This window comes from Pseudomonas sp. NBRC 111143, assembly GCF_001320965.1.
Classification (GTDB): Bacteria; Pseudomonadota; Gammaproteobacteria; order Pseudomonadales; family Pseudomonadaceae; genus Aquipseudomonas; species Aquipseudomonas machongensis.
Map to the genome: position 1 here is coordinate 49,055 of NZ_BCBT01000031.1, position 17,103 is coordinate 66,157.

The following is a 17,103-nucleotide window of genomic DNA, read 5'->3' on the forward strand; positions in this document are numbered from 1 at the left end:
TCATGCTGCGACGCCAGGCCCTCAAACTCGGTAGCGTGCTGCTCAGCGCCCTGACGCTCGGCGGCTGGACCCTGCTGCGCAACAAGGGCAGCGAGCCGCTGCTGCTGTCGGCGCGTGACGATGCCGATGGCGGCCACCATGCCGTAGGCTACCGCCTCGACGGCACCCAGGTGTTCGCCACCCAGGTGGCCCAGCGTTGCCATGCAATCATTCATCACCCCGAACAGCCGGTCGCCCTGTTCGTCGCCCGTCGACCAGGTACCGAAAGCTACCTGATCGACCTGCGCGACGGTCGTCTGCTGCAGACGATCACCTCGCAACCGAACCGGCACTTCTATGGCCACGCCGTCATCCACAAGGATGGCGAGTGGCTGTACGCCACCGAGAACGACACCACCGACCCCGGGCGCGGCGTGCTCGGGGTCTACCGTTTCGAGGGCCAGCGCCTGGTACACAGCGGCGAGATCCCCACCCATGGCGTCGGCCCCCATGAAGTGGCCTGGATGCCCGACGGCGAAACCCTGGTGGTGGCCAACGGAGGCATCCGCACCGAGGCCGAAAGCCGGGTAGAGATGAACCTCGACGCCATGGAGCCGAGCCTGGTGCTGATGCAGCGTGATGGCACGCTGCTTAGCAAGGAGACGCTGGCCCAGCAGATGAACAGCGTGCGCCATCTCGCGGTGGGCAACGACGGCACCGTCCTTGCCTGCCAGCAGTTCATGGGAGGTTCTGAAGAAACCGCCGAACTGCTGGCGATCAAGCGTCCGGGCGAGGCGTTCAAGGCCTTCCCGGTGCCGGAGCGGCAACTGCAGTCGATGGCCCAGTACACCGCCAGTGTCGCCGTGCACAGTGACCTGCGCCTGGTGGCACTGACCGCGCCGCGGGCCAACCGCCTGTTCATCTGGGACTTGGACAGCGGCGCGGTGAAGCTCGATGCGCCGATGCCCGATTGCGCCGGGGTCGGCGCGGTGAAGGACGGCTTCGTCGTCACCTCGGGGCAGGGGCGCTGCCGCTATTACGACTGCCGCAAGGCAGAGCTGGTCGGGCAGCCCATGAATCTGCCATCCGGGCTTTGGGACAATCACCTGCATCTGGTCTGATTCAGCACTGGCCCCACCGGCCCTATCGCGGGACGAGCCCGCTCCCACAGGTCCGGCATCCACGGGGAGTGGGCGCAGGCAGGCCCTGCGATAGGGCCTGCCCAGTCGATACATCTCCCACTTCCCGAAAAACAGTCAATACTTGCCTTCATCCGCACGTGGGCAGGATCGCCCGTGGTCGTGCCATACCCATAACAATCACATCCAAGGAACCGGACCATGCTACGCCGCCGCATGCTGATCATGTTGGCAGTGGTGATGCTGATCGTGCTCGCCCTGGGGGGCATCAAGGCCTTTTCGATCTACCGCCAGATCCAGGTCTTTTCCGCTCCCAAACCCGCGATCAGCGTCGCTGCCGCCAAGGCCGAGCAACGCCAGTGGCAGGAACGCCTGCCGGCGGTCGGCAGCCTAAAGGCGCTGCAGGGCGTCGAACTCAGCCTGGAAGTGGCCGGGACGGTAAAGCACCTGCATTTCGATTCCGGACAACAGGTCAAGGTCGGGCAACTGCTGCTCGAACTCGACAGCGAACAGGAGGCCGCGCTGCTGGGCACCGCGCAGGCCGACCTGGGCCTGGCCAAGGTCGATTTCGGCCGCGGCAGCCAACTGGTAGGCGACTCGGCCATCTCCCGCGGTGAATTCGACCGCCTCACCGCCCAGTACCGGCGCAACCAGGCCGTGGTCGAACAGCTCAAGGCCTCGCTGGCCAAGAAAAGCATGAAGGCGCCCTTCAGCGGCACCATCGGCATCCGCCAGGTGGATGTCGGCGACTATCTGGCCAGCGGCACGGTGATTGCCACGCTGCAGGACCTCTCCAGCCTCTACGTCGACTTCAACGTACCCGAACAGGCGCTACCGCAGTTGTCCCTCGGCCAGCAGGTGCTGGTGCAGGTGGCGGCTTTCCCCGGCCAGACCTTCCCTGCCCGCCTCAGCGCGATCAACCCCAAGGTCGAGGAAAGCACGCGCAACCTGCTGCTGCGCGCCACCCTGGCCAACCCGGATGGCAAGCTGCTACCGGGCATGTTCGCCAGCCTGCTGGTATTGCTGCCCGATCCGCAATTGCAGGTGGTGGTGCCGGAGAGCGCGATCACCTACACCCTTTACGGCAACTCGGTGTATGTGGTCGGCGAGAAGAAGGCCGACGACGGCCAGGCACATCTGGTCGCCGAGCAGCGCACCGTACAGACCGGCGAGCGCCGCGATGGCGTGGTGGTGGTGCGCAAGGGGCTGCAGGCTGGCGAACAGGTGGTCACCGCCGGACAGCTCAAGCTCAGCCCGGGCGCTGCGATACGCATCAGCCAGGACCCGCCCCTGTCGCCCGCCGACGCCCAAGGCGCGGCGGCCCCCCACTGACGCGGAGGCTGGCATGGCATTCACCGACCCATTCATCCGCCGCCCCGTACTCGCCAGCGTGGTCAGCCTGCTGATCCTGCTGCTCGGCTTCCAGGCCTGGAGCAAGCTGCAGATCCGCCAGTACCCACAGATGGAAAACGCCCTGATCACGGTGACCACCGCCTATCCCGGCGCCAACGCCGAGACCATCCAGGGCTACATCACCCAACCGCTGCAGCAGAGCCTGGCCAGTGCCGACGGCATCGACTACATGACCTCCGTCAGCCGCCAGAACTTTTCGGTGATCTCGGTCTACGCGCGCATCGGTGCCGATACGGATCGCCTGTTCACCCAACTGCTGGCCAAGGCCAACGAGGTGCGCAACAAACTGCCGCAGGACTCCGAAGACCCGGTCCTGAGCAAGGAGGCGGCCGATGCCTCGGCGCTGATGTACATCAGCTTCTACAGCAGCGAAATGAGCAACCCGCAGATCACCGACTACCTGTCACGGGTCATCCAGCCCAAGCTTGCGACCCTGCCAGGCATGGCCGAAGCCGAAATCCTCGGCAACCAGGTGTTCGCCATGCGCATCTGGGTCGATCCGGTGAAGCTGGCCGGGTTCGGCCTTTCGGCCACCGATGTGACCAGCGCGGTGCGCCGCTACAACTTCCTGGCTGCCGCCGGCGAGGTGAAGGGCGAATACGTGGTCACCAGCGTCAATGCCACCACCGAACTGAAGTCCGCCGAAGCCTTCGCCGCCCTGCCGGTCAAGACCGTCGGCGACAGTCGTGTGCTGCTCGGCGATGTGGCGCGCATCGAGATGGGCGCGGAGAACTACGACACGGTCAGCTCCTTCGACGGTATCCCGTCGGTGTACATCGGCATCAAGGCCACGCCATCGGCCAACCCGCTGGAGGTGATCAAGGAGGTGCGGCGAATCATGCCGGACCTGGAAAGCCAGCTGCCCTCGGCACTGAAAGTCTCCATCGCCTACGACGCCACGCTGTTCATCCAGGCCTCCATCGATGAAGTGATCAAGACCCTCGGCGAAGCGGTGCTGATCGTCATCGTCGTGGTGTTCCTGTTCCTCGGTGCGCTGCGCTCAGTGCTGATCCCGGTGATCACCATCCCGCTGTCGATGATCGGCGTGCTGTTCTTCATGCAGATGATGGGGTATTCGCTGAACCTGCTGACCTTGCTGGCCATGGTCCTGGCCATCGGCCTGGTGGTGGATGACGCGATCGTCGTGGTGGAGAACATCCATCGCCATATCGAAGAGGGCAAGACGCCGTTCGACGCTGCCCTCGAAGGCGCGCGGGAAATCGCCATGCCGGTGGTGTCGATGACCATCACCCTGGCGGCGGTGTACGCACCGATCGGCTTCCTCACCGGGCTGACCGGCGCGCTGTTCAAGGAGTTCGCCCTGACCCTGGCGGGCGCGGTGGTGATCTCCGGCATCGTGGCCCTGACCCTGTCACCGATGATGTGCGCCTTGCTGCTGCGCCCCGAGCAGAGCGAGAAAGGCCTGGCCCATCGTCTGGACCAGATCTTCGAGCGTCTGAAAGTACGTTACCAGCGTCTGCTGCACGGCACCCTCGACAGCCGCCCGGTGGTCCTCGTCTTCGCCGTGATCATCCTGTGCCTGATCCCGGTACTGCTCAAGTTCACCCAGAACGAGCTGGCGCCCAACGAAGACCAGGGGGTGATCTTCATGATGAGCAGCTCGCCGCAGCCGGCCAACCTGGATTACCTCAACGCCTATACCGACCGTTTCACACCACTGTTCAAGACCTTCCCCGAGTATTACTCCTCGTTCCAGATCAACGGTTTCAATGGTGTGCAAAGCGGTATCGGCGGCTTTCTGCTCAAGCCCTGGAACGATCGCGAACGTACGCAGATGCAACTGCTGCCGCTGGTGCAGGCCAAGCTCGAGGACATCGGTGGGCTGCAGATCTTCGGCTTCAACCTGCCATCGTTGCCGGGCACTGGCGAAGGCCTGCCGTTCCAGTTCGTGCTCAACACCGCAGGCGACTACCCAGCCCTGCTGGAAGTGGCACAGCGCGTCAAGGAGCGCGCCCAGGCCTCGGGCAAGTTCGCTTTCCTCGACATCGACCTGGCCTTCGACAAGCCCGAAGTGGTGGTCGATATCGACCGGGCCAAGGCGGCGCAGATGGGGGTGTCGATGGATACCCTCGGCGGAACGCTGGCCACCCTGCTGGGCGAGGCGGAAATCAACCGTTTCACCCTCGAAGGGCGCAGCTACAAGGTGATCGCCCAGGTCGAGCGGGCCTACCGCGACAACGCCGGCTGGCTGAACAACTATTACGTGAAGAACGATCAGGACCAGTTGCTGCCCCTGTCGACCCTGATCACCCTCAGCGAGCGGGCCCGACCGCGCCAGCTCAACCAGTTCCAGCAGTTGAACTCGGCGATCATCCAGGGCGTACCGATGGTCAGCATGGGCGAGGCGCTGGATACCATCCGCAGCATCGCCCGAGAGGAGGCCCCGGAGGGCTTCGCCTTCGACTATGCCGGCACCGCGCGGCAGTTCGTCCAGGAAGGCAGCGCCCTGTGGGTGACCTTCGGTCTGGCCCTGGCGATCATTTTCCTGGTGCTGGCAGCACAGTTCGAAAGCTTCCGCGACCCGCTGGTGATTCTGGTGACCGTGCCGCTGTCGATCTGTGGCGCACTGCTGCCGCTGTTTCTTGGCGTCTCGAGCATGAACATCTACACCCAGGTCGGGCTGGTGACATTGATCGGGCTGATCAGCAAGCACGGCATCCTGATCGTCGAGTTCGCCAACCAGCTGCGCGAGGAAAAAGGCCTGGGGGTGCGCGAGGCGATCGAGGAAGCCGCGGCGATCCGTCTGCGGCCGGTGCTGATGACCACCGCAGCAATGGTATTCGGCATGGTGCCACTGATCCTGGCGACGGGTGCCGGCGCCGTGAGCCGGTTCGACATCGGTATCGTGATTGCCACCGGCATGTCGATCGGCACACTGTTCACCTTGTTCGTGCTGCCTTGCGTATACACCTTGCTGGCGCATCGGACGGTGGCGGATGAGCGCCAAGGGAGCGGTGGTACAACCTCAAGCCTGGGAAAACGACAAACCCATTAGCCAGAAACAACAAGGCCCCGCATCTGCGGGGCCTCGTGCCTGAAGTTCAGCCAAACGGCCGCAGCCCCTGGCGCATCCCGAACAGGAACAACAGCAGATCATGATCCGGCTGGGCCTGGGCCTGCGCCTGCTCTGGCTTTGTCACCCGCGGCGTGGCGCACTGCCCCGCCGCATCGCTCTTGCTGAACACGGTCGGCCGTGGCACTTCCCAGGCCGCCACGGCTACGCTGGTCACGCCAAGCGCGGCCACCAGGAACAAAGCTCGAGCTATTTCTAGTTTCATCAACCTAACCCTTTGACAGCGCTGCCAAACGCCCTCTCATAAAAGTAGAGCAGGGTTTGCCATTCCGCTTCATTGAACGACGAATGGCGGCGCAGCTGGCGCAGGTCGTTGTAGGCCGCGCGCTGGCAACTGATGCGGCGGCGGCACTTCTCCAGGTCCAGCAGTGCCACTTCGGCCCGCGCCTGCTCACCTTCACCGCTCACCTTGACGAACACATGCTTGCCGTACAGGCAGCCGTGCTGCCAGTGGCCCAGATGCATCCGCGCCAGGTTGTCAGCCAGGTCCTTGAGCATGCGTTCATGCAGCACCTGCGGGTAATGCTCGCGAGCACCCTGGGCGTGCCAGGTGTCGAGATCGACGAATCCATCCAGCGCTTCACTGACCAACAGCGCCCGCCACTGGTGCTCGGCATCGCGTTCTGCACCAGCAAAGACGATACGCGGCACCCGCACTCCCAACTGCTCGAAGCTGTTCAGGGCGTCCAGCTCGCGCAACACCGTGGGGCGGCCGAAGGGGTGCAGCAGGCTGCGGTAGATATGCCCGACCTGGCGCTTGGCATAGAGCAGATGGCCGTTGCCATCATCCAGGCGCTGCACGCCACTTTCACCGCCACGTCGCTGATTGGGCTCCTCGACCCATTCCCCCTGCTGTTGCCAGTAGTAGTCGAATTGCGACACCTGCCCCTGAGTTGCTGCCATGAATCCCTCACCCCTTTCGCAATACATAGACTCGCCACATGGCATAGAACGGCAGGAAGTCGAGACGTTCCTGAATCCTGAAGCCTGCTGTCACAAATTCTTCTTCAACCGTAGCAGCAGGTAACACAAAGCGATTCTGGTAACTGTCCTGCTCCGCCTTGGCGCTGCGTCGTTGTTCGAGCTTCTTGCGCCGCCATGCCTTGAAATTGCCATCCACCCACAGCGACAGGATCACGCTATCACGGCTAACCCTTTGAAATTCAGAAAGAATTGTCTTGCGATGGGCTGGATCACCGATGTGGTGGAACAATCGCATGCAGAAAATGCTGTCTACCGAATTGTCCGGCAGGTCGATGGCAAAGGCTGAGGTCTGCAAAGGGCGTACCCGCTCGACCACCGCTGGCGGTTGCGACGCACAGGCTGTCTCGATCATCGCAGCGGAATTGTCTGCACCGATGATCACGCGGTTGGGTTTTTCTGCCAGCAGCGGCCAGAAACGGCCGGCGCCGCATGGCAGGTCGAGCACCAGGCCCGGCTCGCCGGTCAGTGTCAGGGCGCGGCGAGCAAGTTGCTCGTCACGCGTGTGGGAAAGGCGACGGGCCAGGCCATCCTGATGCTTGATGAAGTACTCACGGGCGTGCTGCTGATCGTACTTTTCGGAAAATTCGAGTTTGATAGGGCTACGCATGGGACATCTCCTGACTCAATGCCGACCACATTAGGTGGGCAAGCGTTGGCATCAGGTCATCGCCATGTGAAAAAACTGTCACCCGAAAGGGTTAAATCTTACGAATCATTACACAACATTCTGCATCGGGGCCGCCGTACGGCCCCGGTTTCTACTGCAGGGTTGTGTCGATTTCCTGCTCATGCGCCAGCGCGGTGCCCTGGCTCAGGTCTACCTGGAAACGACAGCCGTGGGGCGCGGTGGCGGTCAGGGTCACGCGCCAGCCCTGGTCGTCGCAGATCCGCTGTACCAGCGAAAGCCCCAGGCCGAGCCCCTCGCCACGTCGCTCGTCGCCGCGCACGAAGGGCTTGAACATAGCCTCGCGCTGCTCCTCGGGAATGCCCACGCCGCTGTCCTCGACACTGAAACCGCGGGCCTCGAGGCTCAGGCGGATATAACCGGTATCGGTGTAATGCGCTGCGTTGCGCAGCAGGTTGCCCATCACCGATTGCAGGAAGGTGGCGTTGTACAAGGTCGGGCTGGCACTGACACGGCCATCGTAGTAGAGGGTCAGGCCCTTCTGCTCGATGGTGTCGCGCCAGACGCCGATCAGATCATCAGCCACCTCGCGCAGGCTGGCCCGCGAGGCCACCGCACCTTCGTCACGCTGGGCCCGGGCCAGCATGAGGAAGGTCTTGACCAGCTCGCGCATCTCCTCGGTGGCACGGGCGATCCGTTCCACCTGGGCGCGTGACCGACTGTCCAGGCCGGTGTTCTCCATCAGCAGTTCGCAGGAAGTCGCGAGCACCATCAGTGGGGTGCGCAGTTCATGGCTGACATCGCTGGTAAACAGTCGCTCGCGGGTCAACGCATCGCGCAAGCGACCAAGGGTATCGTCGAACGCCACCGCCAACTGCCCGACTTCGTCGGCGGCATAGTCCGGCGCAAGCGGCGGCGCCAAACCGAGCAACTGGTCACGATGGCGGACTTGGCGCGCCAGACGAATCACCGGCGCCATGACCCGGCGCGCCAGCAGCCAGCCAAGGAATGCCGCCAGCACCAGGCTGAGCAGAAAGCCCACCACCACCACGGCGAACAGCACCCGCTCACGCTCCTCGAAATCGCTCTGGTCCTGCAACAGTACATAGCGACGACCGTCCACGACCTCGACCATGGCGTGGTAGGAGAGCTGGTCGCGGAACACTTCATGGAAGCCGGCATCGAGGTGACGCAGGTCTTTGGGCAACTCGAAATCATCGCGACCGCCGCTGAAGTAGAACAACTGGTCAGGGCGCGGGCGGTGGCTCCAGTCACTGACGCTGTCCATGCGCAGCAGACGCTGCAGATCCCCCCCCAGCACCGAGGAAATCAGGCGTTCTTCGACCAGGTGAACAGTGGCGACGATGCCGAAAGCAAACGCGCCGGCGACCAACGCGCTCATCAGTGCAAAGGCAATGATGATGCGCTGGGCAAGGCTCTGCTTAAACTCCATCGCGACCCTCGGCGAGGCGATAGCCGACGCCATGGACCGTATGCAGCAGGGGCTTTTCGAACGGTTTGTCGATCACCTGGCGCAGTTGGTGGACATGGCTGCGCAAGCTGTCGCTGTCGGGGCAGTCGTCGCCCCACAGGGCTTCTTCGAGGACTTCGCGTCGCAGCACGTGCGGGCTCTTCTGCATCAGCACCGCCAGCAACTTCAGGCCGACCGGGTTGAGTTTGAGCAGCTTGCCCTGACGGGTGACTTCCAGCGTGTCGAGGTCGTAGCTCAGGTCTGCCACCTGCAGCGTACGCCGACCGCCGCCCTGGGCGCGACGCAGCACCGCCTCGATGCGCGCGGCCAATTCGGACAAGGCGAAAGGCTTGAGCAGGTAATCGTCGGCCCCGGAACGGAAGCCCTGCAGGCGATCGTCCAGCTGGTCGCGGGCGGTCAGCATGATCACCGGGGTGTCGCGGCGGGCGTCTTCGCGCAGGCGCTTGCACAGGGTGTAGCCATCGATGCCGGGCAGCATGATATCGAGCACGATCAGGTCATAGTGTTCGGTCGCGGCCAGGTGCAGGCCCGACAGGCCGTCCTGGGCGCAGTCGACGGTGTAGCCTTTCATGCCCAGGTAATCAGCCAGGTTGGCGAGGATATCGCGGTTGTCTTCAACCAGTAGAATGCGCATCGGGGTCTCCTGTGCGGCGCTTCGCTGTGCGCGGCAGGCGCAGCTTACGGCCATTGGCCAAGCATCGCCAGCCTTGGTGGAAAAACAGCGTAACTGACGCTTTTTTCACTGATCCTTCACACACAGAGCATAGCCGCGGACCGAAAATGCCCGATCTTTCGTGCCTTCCCCCTTGCCTGTGGAGCCTTCATGCACACCGCCCGACCCCGCCCGATCAACCTCTGGCTGTACCTTGGCATCCCCCTGGCTACCGCACTGGTTCTGCTGCTGCTCGAGGCCACATCGCTGGACATGGACGTGGCCAACCTGATGTTCGATCCGTCCGTGGGTCAATTCATCGGGCGCCATAGCTACTTCCTGGAGACCATCCTGCATGACCGGGTCAAGCAGGCGGTGATCGGTGTCGGGCTGCTGGCGGTAGTGGCGTTCATCGCCAGTTTCTTCTGGTCACGCCTGGGCAGTTGGCGTCGCGAACTGGGTTGCCTGGTGCTGGCCCTGGGGCTGTCCACCGGTTTTGTCACGCCACTCAAGCAACTGACGGCGGTGCAGTGCCCGTGGAGCCTGACCCAGTTCGGCGGCAAGGAAACCTACAGCAAACTGCTCGAAGCGCGGCCAGCGACCGACAAACCAGGGCTGTGCTGGCCCGGCGGCCATGCAGCGACCGGCTTCAGCCTGTTCGCATTGTTCTTCGTGCTGCGTGACCGCAAGCCACGCCTGGCACGTGGTGCCTTTGCCCTCGCGGCAGGTGTCGGGGTGGTGCTATCGGTAGGCCGGATGATGCAGGGCGCGCACTTTCTCTCGCACAACGTCTGGACCGCCGTGTTCTGCTGGTTGATCGGATTGGGCTGCTATTACCTGGTGCTCTATCGCAGGGGGATGGCAAGGGTGACCGTGGCTGAACGCGGCATTGCCTGAGTCGACGCAGGTCTGACACACGCGCATGAAAAAGCCCCGCACAAGGCGGGGCTTTTTCATGCAGCTAGGGCCAGGGCTGGCTTACATCATGCCGCCCATGCCACCCATGCCGCCCATGTCTGGCATACCGCCAGCAGCTGGCTTGTCTTCCGGCAGGTCAGCAACCATGGCCTCGGTGGTGATCATCAGACCACCGATCGAAGCGGCGGCTTGCAGCGCCGAACGGGTGACCTTGGCTGGGTCCAGGATGCCCATCTCGATCATGTCGCCGTATTCGCCGGTAGCGGCGTTGTAGCCGTAGTTGCCCGAACCCTGCTTGACCTTGTCGGCCACAACGCTTGGCTCGTCGCCGGCGTTGGCAGTGATCTGACGCAGCGGCGCTTCGACAGCGCGACGCAGCAGGGAGATACCGACGTTCTGGTCTTCGTTGTCGCCTTTGAGCTCGGTAATGGCTGCCAGGGCGCGAACCAGGGCAACACCACCGCCAGGCACCACGCCTTCTTCAACGGCTGCACGGGTAGCATGCAGGGCGTCTTCAACGCGGGCTTTCTTCTCTTTCATCTCGACTTCGGTGCCAGCACCGACCTTGATCACGGCAACACCGCCAGCCAGCTTGGCCAGACGCTCTTGCAGCTTCTCACGGTCGTAGTCCGAGGAAGTCTCTTCGATCTGGGCACGGATCTGCTTGACGCGTGCTTCGATGTCGGCGTCAACGCCAGCACCGTCGATGATGGTGGTGTTTTCCTTGGACAGGATGACGCGCTTGGCGTTGCCCAGGTGCTCCAGGGTGGTGGTTTCCAGGGTCAGGCCGATTTCTTCGGAGATGACCTGGCCGCCGGTCAGGACGGCGATGTCCTGCAGCATGGCCTTGCGGCGGTCGCCAAAGCCTGGGGCCTTGACCGCAGCAACCTTGACGATGCCGCGCATGTTGTTGACCACCAGGGTAGCCAGGGCTTCGCCTTCGACGTCTTCGGCAACGATCAGCAGCGGACGGCCCGACTTGGCAACAGCTTCCAGAACCGGCAGCAGTTCGCGGATGTTCGAGATCTTCTTGTCGACCAGCAGCAGCAGCGGGCCTTCGAGCTCGGCAACCATGGTGTCAGGCTTGTTGATGAAGTACGGCGACAGGTAGCCACGGTCGAACTGCATGCCTTCTACGACGGACAGTTCGTTTTCCAGGCCCGAGCCTTCTTCAACGGTGATCACGCCTTCTTTACCGACTTTTTCCATGGCTTCGGCGATGATTTCACCGATGGAGCTGTCGGAGTTGGCGGAGATGGTGCCGACCTGAGCGATGGCCTTGGAGTCGGCGCATGGCTTGGACAGGTTCTTCAGCTCGGCGACGACGGCAGCGGTGGCCTTGTCGATACCGCGCTTGAGGTCCATCGGGTTCATGCCGGCAGCGACGGCCTTCAGGCCTTCGTTGACAATGGCCTGAGCCAGAACGGTAGCAGTGGTGGTGCCGTCACCGGCAGCGTCGTTGGCCTTGGAAGCAACTTCCTTGACCAGCTGGGCGCCCATGTTCTCGAAGGCGTCCTTCAGTTCGATTTCCTTGGCAACCGAAACACCGTCTTTGGTGATGGTTGGAGCGCCGAAGCTCTTGGCCAGGACAACGTTACGGCCTTTCGGGCCCAGGGTGGCTTTGACAGCGTCAGCCAGAACGTTGACACCAACGAGCATTTTCTTGCGGGCGGAATCGCCGAATTTTACGTCTTTAGCAGCCATGATCGTTTAATCCTTGGAATTCTTTAGCAGGGAAATCGGGGAAATCAGCCTTCGATGACGGCGAGGATTTCGTTCTCGGCCATCACCAGCAGGTCTTCGCCATCGACTTTCACGGTGTTGCTGCCCGAGTAAGGGCCGAAAACCACTTTGTCACCCACTTTCACGGCCAGCGCGCGAACTTCGCCGTTGTCCAGGACGCGACCGGTGCCAACGGCGACAACTTCGCCGCGGTTTGGTTTTTCAGCGGCCGAACCCGGCAGGACGATACCGCCAGCGGTTTTCGATTCTTCTTCGCTGCGACGGATGACGACGCGGTCATGCAGAGGACGAAGCTTCATTGTCGATCTCTCCCAAATTGTGGTTTTCATCGGCCGGTGTCGACACCGGCGGGTTGAGGCTATCCGGCGTTGCCGGAGGGGGCTCGCGGCCTGCGAACCCCGCGTGTCATGTCTGGTGTCGCCACCAGAAACCTTGCGGTGACACATACATGAGGCCGCTCGATTCGATTACAAGGCTTGCCATGGAATTTTTTTAATCGGCGTGTACACGCCGAAAAAAGCAGGGGCCGCATAGCGGCCCCTTTGGGTTCATTTGTCGATCACTGATCGCGGCGCTCGTATTCGCCCTCGATCACATTCGGACGGTGACCGCCATCGCGCGGCTGCCCGTTGAACGGATCATCCTGGAACGCCCGCTGGCGCGTGGCCTGGGCCTCGGCCCGTTGACGCAACTTGCGCGCAACCAGATGGCGGGTGAATGGGAGCAGGCACAGCAGGCCCAGCACGTCGCTAATGAAGCCCGGCAGCAGCAGCAAGCCACCACCCACGGCCAGCATCAGGCCCTGGAACATGTCCTCAGCGGGCAGTTCGCCGCGCTGCAGGCTTTCACGGGCGCGCAGCGCCGTCGCCAGCCCGGCCAGGCGCATGACCAGCAGACCGAGGGCGGAACCGGCGATGATCAGCAGCAGCGCCGGGAAGAAACCAATGGCGGCGCTGACTTTGACGAAGACGAACAACTCCAGCACCGGGAAAATCAGGAACAGCAGTAGAAAAGCACGCATCAAGGATTCCTCGACGGAAGAGAACCTTCCAATAAGACCTCAAATGGATGCAACTGCTCGCGATTTCAACCCTCGACCTTCGCCGGAGTGGGCCACTGGTCGGCGCGTGCCAGCAATACCAAGGCTTCGCGCACTTGTGTCGGCGTATTGCAAGTGTTCGGGAACGCCAGCCAGTGAATCGCCTGGCCGATGCGCAGGTGCATCCCCTCGCTGTCGATGCCGACCATCTCGGCCGGTGCACTGCGCGGCAGACCGGTGAGCTCGACGTAATGGGCGATGGCGTTGGCATGATCGCTGTTCATGTGCTCGATCATGCTGGCTTCTGCCGCCCCGGCGAAAGGATTGGCCAAGGTGACGTCGTCGAGCCAGTGGATTGCGCCGAAACCGCCGATGTAGCGATGCCGCACAGGTTCCAGCACCCAGAAATCGAAATCGTGGGCCTTGTGGTAGTTGCTGGCATCGGGGAAGTACCGGTAGTAGCGCGCAGCAGCCGCGTCGATGGCGGCTTCGTCGGTCAGCTTGCGCGCCTCGGCCATCACTGTCAGGCGGCCGACCGCCTGCACGTCTTCGGCGTCACGCTCGCCCACCAGCAGCGAGCACTTGGCATCCTTCTGCAGGTTATGGGTGTGCTGGGCGATACGGCTGATGAGGATCAGCGGGTGCCCTTGGGCGTCCAGGCAGTAGGGCACCACCGAACCGAAGGGGAAGCCAGGCATGGACTTGGAAAGGGTCGAGAGAACGCCACGGTACTCTTCGAGCAGCAGTTCCCGGGCGGGGCGGATGGCGTTGGTACTCACGGGGAACTCCTGGGGCAGCGGACTGGATGGGTGACAAGATAATCATTATCACCGCCGCCTGCCACAGGAGCGCTGTACAGCCCCGTGCGAGCGGTCTTACCAGGCCACACCGAAACCTGCGGTGTAGCGGGTCTTGTCCAGGTCGCTGTCGCTGGTGCCCTTGATCAGGTCCTTCTCGGCCTTGAGGTTGAGCGAGGCCCACTCGGTCACCTTGTAGCGCAGGCCCATCTCGGCATCCAGCGAGTAATCGGCGACCGAACCGAATGGCTTGCCGAGCTCACCGGTGGTGAAGAACTCGACCTTCTTGCCGATCAGGTAGCGGTTGTAGTCCCACTTCACCGCTGCCGAATAGAAGTTATCCTTGCCGCCATCGCGGTATTCGTAGTCGGTGCGGTTGATCAGCGAACCAAGCGAGAACGCGCCCAGCTCGTCGTCCCAGAACTGATAGCCCGGGCCAGTACCGACGGTACGCTGGCGTGCCAGATTCTCGATCTGGTCACGCTTGTATTCCAGGCGCCCCTGCCAGAACCATTTTTCGGTGAGGAAACGGTCCAGCGCGTACTCGGCGCTCCAGTTGTTGGTGGTGGTGACATCGTCCTTGGTTTCGCGGTTGTACTCGCCTTCGGCGTTGTGCCGCCAGCGGCCATGGCGCGCGGTGGTCTTGAAGCTGACGTCGTAGTCGTCGGTGTCGTTTTCGGCACGTTTGTAGTCCAGCGCCAGGTCGACATTACCTTTCCACAGGAAGTCCTCGACCAGCGGGCGCGGCTTCATGATCTGCTCGATACTGGCGAGCTCCACGGTCTTGGGCGCATCGCCGTTGGCCAAGGTCACCTTGCCGGCTTCGGCGGCCTTGAGCGACTTGGCCTTCTCGCCGGAGTAGGCGTCCTGCTTGACCAACAGTTCCTGGTCGCTTTCGAGGGTCTGAACCTGCTTCCAGTCCAGGGCGATACTGCCGCCATAGGGTGTTTCGAGCAGCAGCTTGCCGCCGTCGAAGACCTTGATCTTGCCGCTCAGGCGGTCACCGTTCTTCATCCAGACGGTGTCGGCCAGCACGGGCGCAGAGAGGGTGGCGGCGAAAAGGCACAGCAAAGCTCTAGAAGACATAGGCAGAATTTGCGTTCGGTTGGACGAAAAAAGTCGGGCATTATCCAGATACCCACGACCAGAGCAAGGACAGACCGGGCCTATGCCTACGAGTTCAATTCTCATTTCCGTCAACTTTTCATCTTGTTTCACCTTCAGATCAGGAATTGCCTGATGTCTGATCAATCGATTCCGCATCCGGACGAACCCGAAGCCCGACGAATGGCACTGTATTCGGTGCTCGGCCAAGTGCCGGCTGGCAAGGTGATCAGTTACGGCCAATTGGCGGAACTGGCCGGCCTTGGCCGCGCTGCACGCTGGGTCGGGCGCACCCTCGGGCAACTGCCGTCTGACACACGACTGCCTTGGCACCGGGTGCTCGGGGCCGGTGGCCGCCTGAGCCTCGCGTCGGGTACGCCGTCGGGCGACGAACAACGCGCCAGGCTGCGCGCAGAGGGCGTGAATGTGGCCAATAATCGAGTGGATATGTCGCGCCATGGCTGGCGCCCAATGGAGCACAGCGGTTAGAGTGCGCGCTTTGTTTTCGCAAACTTGAGGCAGATGTTGGCCCATGCCCCGTAAAACCTGGCGCGCTGCGCTCGCTGCCTATGCCAGCCCGTCGACCTTGGTGCTGTTGTTGCTCGGTTTCGCCGCCGGCCTGCCCTACATGCTGGTGTTTTCAACGCTTTCGGTGTGGCTGCGCGAAGCCGGTGTCGCCCGCGAGACCATCGGCTATGCCAGCCTGATCGGTCTGGCCTACGCGTTCAAATGGGTCTGGTCGCCGCTGCTCGACCAATGGCGCCTGCCGCTGCTCGGCGGCATGGGACGGCGTCGCTCGTGGCTGCTGCTGTCGCAGGTGCTGGTCGTCGTAGGGCTCATGGGCATGGGCCTGTGCGATCCGCAGAAACACCTGTCCTGGCTGATCGCCCTGGCGGTGCTGGTGGCCTTCGCCTCGGCCACCCAGGACATCGCCGTCGACGCCTACCGCCTGGAAATCGCCGATGACCAGCGCCAGGCTGCCCTCGCCGCCAGCTACATGGCTGGCTATCGGGTCGCGGCACTACTGGCCACCGCTGGCGCGCTGTTCTTCGCCGAATGGTTCGGCTCCACCGGTTTCAGCTACCTGCACAAAGCCTGGACCGGCACCTACGTGCTGTTCGGCATCCTCATGCTGCCGGCGCTGTTCACCACACTGGTGATGCGTGAGCCCCCCGTGCCGCTGCGCACGCAGCTGTCGGCGGCGCGCTACGGGTTGATGCATCAGCTGGTGTCGGTGTTCGTGCTGATCATCCTGCTGGTGTCGGTGCCCGCCAGCTTCACCCAGATGTTCAACACCGACTGGGCCAGCGTGGTGTTCGGCGACTCGACCATGCTCGACCTGCTGCTCGAAGACCGCGCCTTCCTGCGCCTGATCCTCTATGCACTGCTGACCTGGGCCTGCCTGTCTTCCATGGGCCGCCGCGGCCTGGCGCCGGTACTCACGCCGGTCAACGACTTCATCGTCCGCTACCGCTGGCAGGCCTTGCTGTTGCTGGGGCTTATCGCCACGTACCGGATGTCGGACACCGTGATGGGCGTCATGGCCAACGTGTTCTACATCGACATGGGCTTCACCAAGGACCAGATCGCCAGCGTCAGCAAGATCTTCGGCCTGATCATGACCCTGGTCGGTGCCGGTGTCGGCGGGCTGCTGATCGTGCGCTTCGGCATCCTGCCGATCCTGTTCATCGGCGGCGTGGCGTCGGCAGGTACCAACATCCTGTTCGTGATGCTGGCCGACATGGGGCCGAACCTGGAAATGCTGGTGGTGACCATCTCGCTGGACAACTTCAGCTCCGGCATGGCGACCTCGGCGTTCGTTGCCTACCTGTCTAGCCTGACCAACCTGAAGTTCTCGGCCACCCAGTACGCACTGCTGAGCTCGATCATGCTCTTGCTGCCGCGGCTGATCGGCGGCTATTCCGGGGTGATGGTGGAGAAGTTCGGCTATCACAACTTCTTCATGATCACCGCCCTGCTGGGCGTGCCCACGCTGATCCTGATCGCGCTGCACTGGCGCCAGGAAGTGGGACGCGGCAAGCAGGCGCAAGCAGAGAACTCGGTGACCGAGCAGCCCTGACAGTCACCTCATCCTTTTCGCGGGCAAGTCGGGGCGCCGAACCG

The 17,103-nt window shown here is 62.9% G+C and carries 16 protein-coding genes; 6 read left to right on the top strand and 10 right to left on the bottom strand.

Annotated features, from left to right (window positions below; all coding sequences use genetic code 11):
- The first annotated feature begins 2 nt into the window (after positions 1-2).
- The 3 genes from APH44_RS17485 (at position 3) to APH44_RS17495 (ending at position 5,547) form a co-directional block, all read left to right on the top strand.
- Positions 3-1,100 (top strand): DUF1513 domain-containing protein, encoded by a 1,098-nt coding sequence (locus APH44_RS17485; RefSeq protein WP_054893823.1) that lies wholly within the window; start codon positions 3-5, stop codon positions 1,098-1,100.
- A 219-nt stretch (positions 1,101-1,319) separates the two neighbouring features.
- Positions 1,320-2,450, top strand: coding sequence for an efflux RND transporter periplasmic adaptor subunit (locus tag APH44_RS17490; RefSeq protein WP_054893824.1), 1,131 nt, complete (start codon positions 1,320-1,322; stop codon positions 2,448-2,450).
- 13 nt (positions 2,451-2,463) lie between these two features.
- Positions 2,464-5,547 (top strand): multidrug efflux RND transporter permease subunit, encoded by a 3,084-nt coding sequence (locus tag APH44_RS17495; protein ID WP_054893825.1) that lies wholly within the window; start codon positions 2,464-2,466, stop codon positions 5,545-5,547.
- A gap of 46 nt (positions 5,548-5,593) precedes the next feature.
- On the opposite strand, the gene APH44_RS17500 is transcribed toward APH44_RS17495, so the two are convergent.
- From APH44_RS17500 to colR, 5 genes are all read right to left on the bottom strand, one after another.
- Complete coding sequence (locus APH44_RS17500; protein WP_054893826.1) at positions 5,594-5,830, bottom strand: hypothetical protein; 237 nt, start codon at positions 5,828-5,830, stop codon at positions 5,594-5,596.
- Complete coding sequence (locus APH44_RS17505; RefSeq protein WP_054893827.1) at positions 5,830-6,528, bottom strand: lipopolysaccharide kinase InaA family protein; 699 nt, start codon at positions 6,526-6,528, stop codon at positions 5,830-5,832. The genes APH44_RS17500 and APH44_RS17505 overlap by 1 nt, the downstream gene beginning before the upstream one ends.
- A gap of 7 nt (positions 6,529-6,535) precedes the next feature.
- Positions 6,536-7,216, bottom strand: a complete 681-nt coding sequence (locus tag APH44_RS17510) for a class I SAM-dependent methyltransferase (protein ID WP_054893828.1) — start codon at positions 7,214-7,216, stop codon at positions 6,536-6,538.
- Between the two features lie 151 nt (positions 7,217-7,367).
- Complete coding sequence (locus tag APH44_RS17515; RefSeq protein WP_054893829.1) at positions 7,368-8,687, bottom strand: HAMP domain-containing sensor histidine kinase; 1,320 nt, start codon at positions 8,685-8,687, stop codon at positions 7,368-7,370.
- The gene (gene colR / locus APH44_RS17520) at positions 8,677-9,360 is read right to left on the bottom strand and encodes a two-component system response regulator ColR (protein ID WP_054893830.1); all 684 of its coding nucleotides are present in this window, start codon (positions 9,358-9,360) and stop codon (positions 8,677-8,679) included. Before colR ends, APH44_RS17515 begins: the two co-directional genes overlap by 11 nt.
- Before the next feature lie 189 nt (positions 9,361-9,549).
- On the opposite strand from colR, the gene APH44_RS17525 reads away from it, so the two are divergent.
- Positions 9,550-10,275, top strand: coding sequence for a phosphatase PAP2 family protein (locus APH44_RS17525; protein WP_054893831.1), 726 nt, complete (start codon positions 9,550-9,552; stop codon positions 10,273-10,275).
- 81 nt (positions 10,276-10,356) lie between these two features.
- On the opposite strand, the gene groL is transcribed toward APH44_RS17525, so the two are convergent.
- From groL to APH44_RS17550, 5 genes are all read right to left on the bottom strand, one after another.
- Positions 10,357-12,000 (bottom strand): chaperonin GroEL, encoded by a 1,644-nt coding sequence (gene groL / locus APH44_RS17530; RefSeq protein WP_054893832.1) that lies wholly within the window; start codon positions 11,998-12,000, stop codon positions 10,357-10,359.
- Positions 12,001-12,044: 44 nt separating this feature from the next.
- Positions 12,045-12,338: a co-chaperone GroES gene (locus APH44_RS17535; protein ID WP_029614823.1), complete on the bottom strand. Its 294-nt coding sequence runs from the start codon at positions 12,336-12,338 to the stop codon at positions 12,045-12,047.
- 260 nt (positions 12,339-12,598) lie between these two features.
- Positions 12,599-13,060: an FxsA family protein gene (locus APH44_RS17540; protein WP_054893833.1), complete on the bottom strand. Its 462-nt coding sequence runs from the start codon at positions 13,058-13,060 to the stop codon at positions 12,599-12,601.
- Positions 13,061-13,125: 65 nt separating this feature from the next.
- Positions 13,126-13,857: a HugZ family protein gene (locus tag APH44_RS17545; protein ID WP_054893834.1), complete on the bottom strand. Its 732-nt coding sequence runs from the start codon at positions 13,855-13,857 to the stop codon at positions 13,126-13,128.
- A 96-nt stretch (positions 13,858-13,953) separates the two neighbouring features.
- Positions 13,954-14,961: a DUF481 domain-containing protein gene (locus APH44_RS17550; protein WP_054893835.1), complete on the bottom strand. Its 1,008-nt coding sequence runs from the start codon at positions 14,959-14,961 to the stop codon at positions 13,954-13,956.
- A 153-nt stretch (positions 14,962-15,114) separates the two neighbouring features.
- Between APH44_RS17550 and APH44_RS17555 the strand changes: the two genes are divergently transcribed.
- Complete coding sequence (locus APH44_RS17555; RefSeq protein WP_054893836.1) at positions 15,115-15,468, top strand: MGMT family protein; 354 nt, start codon at positions 15,115-15,117, stop codon at positions 15,466-15,468.
- A 43-nt stretch (positions 15,469-15,511) separates the two neighbouring features.
- On the top strand, positions 15,512-17,059 hold the full coding sequence (locus APH44_RS17560; RefSeq protein WP_054893837.1) for an AmpG family muropeptide MFS transporter: 1,548 nt from the start codon (positions 15,512-15,514) through the stop codon (positions 17,057-17,059).
- The last annotated feature ends 44 nt before the right edge of the window (positions 17,060-17,103 follow it).

What these genes read in the sequence shown, in the direction of transcription:
- APH44_RS17560 (WP_054893837.1), top strand. Translation starts at nt 15,512, where the DNA reads ATGCCCCGTAAAACCTGGCGCGCTGCGCTCGCTGCCTATGCCAGCCCG.
- APH44_RS17550 (WP_054893835.1), bottom strand. Translation starts at nt 14,961, where the DNA reads ATGTCTTCTAGAGCTTTGCTGTGCCTTTTCGCCGCCACCCTCTCTGCG.
- colR (WP_054893830.1), bottom strand. Translation starts at nt 9,360, where the DNA reads ATGCGCATTCTACTGGTTGAAGACAACCGCGATATCCTCGCCAACCTG.
- APH44_RS17490 (WP_054893824.1), top strand. Translation starts at nt 1,320, where the DNA reads ATGCTACGCCGCCGCATGCTGATCATGTTGGCAGTGGTGATGCTGATC.
- APH44_RS17540 (WP_054893833.1), bottom strand. Translation starts at nt 13,060, where the DNA reads ATGCGTGCTTTTCTACTGCTGTTCCTGATTTTCCCGGTGCTGGAGTTG.
- APH44_RS17510 (WP_054893828.1), bottom strand. Translation starts at nt 7,216, where the DNA reads ATGCGTAGCCCTATCAAACTCGAATTTTCCGAAAAGTACGATCAGCAG.
- APH44_RS17485 (WP_054893823.1), top strand. Translation starts at nt 3, where the DNA reads ATGCTGCGACGCCAGGCCCTCAAACTCGGTAGCGTGCTGCTCAGCGCC.
- APH44_RS17535 (WP_029614823.1), bottom strand. Translation starts at nt 12,338, where the DNA reads ATGAAGCTTCGTCCTCTGCATGACCGCGTCGTCATCCGTCGCAGCGAA.
- APH44_RS17525 (WP_054893831.1), top strand. Translation starts at nt 9,550, where the DNA reads ATGCACACCGCCCGACCCCGCCCGATCAACCTCTGGCTGTACCTTGGC.
- groL (WP_054893832.1), bottom strand. Translation starts at nt 12,000, where the DNA reads ATGGCTGCTAAAGACGTAAAATTCGGCGATTCCGCCCGCAAGAAAATG.
- APH44_RS17515 (WP_054893829.1), bottom strand. Translation starts at nt 8,687, where the DNA reads ATGGAGTTTAAGCAGAGCCTTGCCCAGCGCATCATCATTGCCTTTGCA.
- APH44_RS17555 (WP_054893836.1), top strand. Translation starts at nt 15,115, where the DNA reads ATGTCTGATCAATCGATTCCGCATCCGGACGAACCCGAAGCCCGACGA.
- APH44_RS17505 (WP_054893827.1), bottom strand. Translation starts at nt 6,528, where the DNA reads ATGGCAGCAACTCAGGGGCAGGTGTCGCAATTCGACTACTACTGGCAA.
- APH44_RS17495 (WP_054893825.1), top strand. Translation starts at nt 2,464, where the DNA reads ATGGCATTCACCGACCCATTCATCCGCCGCCCCGTACTCGCCAGCGTG.
- APH44_RS17500 (WP_054893826.1), bottom strand. Translation starts at nt 5,830, where the DNA reads ATGAAACTAGAAATAGCTCGAGCTTTGTTCCTGGTGGCCGCGCTTGGC.